Below are 3,003 nucleotides of genomic sequence, written 5' to 3'. Positions count from 1 at the left end.
TTCGCAAGCGAGGAAAATGCCAAGAAAGACAGCGACGACGACGCGCAGTCCTGATTTCTCCCAAACATGTCCTGAAAAAATGGAGCCGACGACCGGATTCGAACCGGTGACCTACGCATTACGAATGATGCGCAGGCCTCGTCCGGGTTTGTCCGCGAGTGTCCAAAGTCGCCTGAATCGTTCAGGTATTCGGGGATCCCGGGGTCCGCCAATGTCCGCTGATTTCCGGGGCTGTGCGGGCTATTGGCTGTACTTTGGCTGTCAGAATCGGGGCGCCCGTGACTGCCTGACTCGGGTGGAGTAGCCTTCTTTCACTCTTTCCAAACGGGCGCAGATGGGGTTTCTGGCACTTACAGCATCGGTGATTCTTGCGGCCTGGACGGTCCGGGCCGTCGTCCTTGCCCCGTCTTTCAGGGACCTGGGCGAGCCGTGGCGCGCCGCCGGCATTGCTTCGCTCTACCTGTGGGGACTCTCGCAGGTGCTCTCGGTGTTCCACTGGTGGAATCCCACGGGACTGCTGGGCGCGCAGCTGATTGCCGCGTTGGTGATCTGGTTGCTGACCCGCGATGCAGAGCCCCCGGCTTCCCCGCAGATCACCGAGCGGCTTCGCGAGTTCTGGCGTGAACTCTCCGCCACGGAAAAAGCATTGACCTGCCTGGTAGCGGCCGTGCTGCTTGGGTCGTTTCTCGCACTGCTTGCAACCGATCTTCAAGGCGATGCCCGCACTTACCACGGCGTCCGGCCGCTCTACTGGATTCAAAGCGGCTCGGTTTTTCCCTACGAATCCTTCTCCCACCTTCAGATGGCCATGCCGGCCTATGCCGAACTGCTCTTTGCGTGGCCGGTGTTGCTGAGCGGCTCGGAACTTGCCGGGCGGATCTTCTGCTGGATCTGGTATCCGCTTTGCGGCTGGGGCCTGTGGGAGCTGCTGCGAAGTCAGCGCATCGAGCGGCACGTCAGAATTCTCGTGCTTGCTCTGCTCATGAGCGCGAGCCAGTGGATCGCCCTGCAGGGCGAGCTCAAACCCGCGGGCCCGCAGGTCTTCTGGAGCCTCGGTGTGCTCTATTTTCTGCTGCGTTCAAGAATCGGAGACATGCCCCGATTCGCCGCAGCCGCCGCCTTCTGCCTGGCACTGGCAATTGCCTGCAAGCCGACCTCCCTGGTGCTTGCTCTCTGCTTTGTCTTACTCATTCCGCTCAAAGACTGGACCAACCGGAAGTGCTGGCTGCTGGCCGGGAGCGCATTCGTCATCGGCGCACTCGGCTCGGGGCTGGCCGCAACGGCAGCGTCTTCCTGGAATCACTTCGGCTCGCCGCTGAGCCTGGGCGGCTACGCCGATGAGGTAACCGGAGCGTCCGGCCTTCGGGAGTTGTTCGTTCATCTGTATCGCTATCTCGTCGTCAGCTTCTTTCCGCTCTCACCGCAGCCCTTCGAGCAGCTGGGTCTCTCACCCCTCGCAGCGTTTGTTCGCGGCGTTGCCGGAGCGTTTCTAGGACTTGCAGAGTTGCTGGGCCTCGCCGCACCGCTTCCCGGCGAGAGCGCGAACTCCTGGCTCGGGCTCTTTCCCTATCACTCTCAGACGGGCGTCATGAATCTCGGACTGCTGGCGCCGCTGGGACTGCTGGCGCTGGCATGGACAGCGATCAGACCCGGCAATTCTGAAAAGGAAAGCGCGAAGACGAACCGGCGCGTCGCGCTCGCCTTGATCGGCGCGCTGCTTGCCCTGCTCTGGCGGCTTCGCTGGCAACCGGCGATTCCGCGGCTCACCTTCTTCGTGATCGCGCTTTGCGCCCTGCCGCTGGCCACGCAACTTGCCGCAAGGGCGCGCGCGCTGAAAGTGCTCGGGGTACTGACCGGCCTGCAGGCACTCGCCGCGCTCCTGCTCTGGGTTTCATTGCTCGCGGGCATCGCCCCGGCGCAGGCGCGCAACGAAGCTTCGACACTTGTTCCGGTTGCGCGGGAGCTCCCGGCGAGTGCGCGGGTTCTCTTCCTCGGATCGGGTCTTACCTATGAATACGATCTCTTCGGGGAAGGGCGCACGCTCATCCCATGGGGACAGGCGCTCCCCACACCGGAGGCGCTCAGGAATGCCGTCGATGCGGCACGTGCCGACAGCATCGTCGTCGACGATCCGCGCCGCGTCGGCCCGGTGAGGGCAGAGCTTGGCGCGGCGCTCGATGCATCACTCGCGTATCTGAGAGATTCGCCGGACTGGGAACTTACCTGGTCGAAGCCGGAAGACACGCGCCGCATCTGGCTATTTGTGCGACGCGCGAAGCAGGCGCCCTCACCTGGGCATCCGTAGCTCGACAAAGGCGCTGCACTGCCCTGCGGGGTAGCGCCCGGTCGTGGCCTGCGCGCCCCGGGCGAGCGCGTCGCCGTAGCTGAGACAGGCTGCCTCCGACGAAGAGCATTCCTCACGCCCTGCGGCGCTGACGATCTGCTTCGAAAACTCATACTCCGAAATCTGCGCGGCCCAGGCCGTGACGGGCTGGCTGTCGCGTGCGACTTCAAGCGGCACGCCCTGCTCGAAGGCCGCGGCATTGGCGGTGATGAGGCTGCGCGCCTGATCGAAGACCTCGCCCCAGCAGCTGCGGTAGCGAACGTCCCGGATGAGCGCCGCGCAGCAGAGCGCGACAAACACCAACAGGCCCCCCTGCGCTGCGCGCCTCAGGACAGGCGCGCGCGTAGCGCACCACTCGTAGACTGCCGAGAAGACAATCAGATATCCCAGAATCGTGGGGAAGAGGTAGCGCCCGCCTACGAGCCCGGTGGCCATCGCCGAGATGGAGACAAAGGACCCGATCCACAGGAGTCCGAAGCGAAGCCGGCCATTTCCAAAGAGCAGCCCCCCGGCGATGGCCAGCAACATGAGCCACCCGAAGGCCGGACTCGATACCAGCGCAACCGGCCGGATGAGCATGAGCCCGCGCGCCAGGTTCATGCCGATCACCGGCAGCCCTTCGAGCAGCAAGACTTCCTGATCGTAGATCTCATTCCACG

Annotated in this window: 2 protein-coding genes; one reads left to right on the top strand and one right to left on the bottom strand. The window is 64.1% G+C overall.

The features are described from left to right. Window positions 1–334: 334 nt before the first annotated feature. On the top strand, window positions 335–2,305 hold the full coding sequence (locus tag KDH09_09195) for a hypothetical protein (GenBank protein ID MCB0219855.1): 1,971 nt from the start codon (window positions 335–337) through the stop codon (window positions 2,303–2,305). Here the strand turns inward: KDH09_09195 and KDH09_09190 are convergent. Beyond that, a partial coding sequence (locus tag KDH09_09190) for a hypothetical protein (GenBank protein ID MCB0219854.1) occupies window positions 2,288–3,003 on the bottom strand: 716 nt, incomplete at its 5' end. The two genes, KDH09_09195 and KDH09_09190, sit on opposite strands and share 18 nt — an antisense overlap.

Source organism: Chrysiogenia bacterium, from assembly GCA_020434085.1.
Taxonomy (GTDB): Bacteria; JAGRBM01; JAGRBM01; order JAGRBM01; family JAGRBM01; genus JAGRBM01.
The sequence above is the reverse complement of the archived record's forward strand: the minus strand, read 5'-3'. Positions and strand labels throughout refer to the sequence as shown.

What these genes read in the sequence shown, in the direction of transcription:
- KDH09_09195 (MCB0219855.1), top strand. Translation starts at nt 335, where the DNA reads ATGGGGTTTCTGGCACTTACAGCATCGGTGATTCTTGCGGCCTGGACG.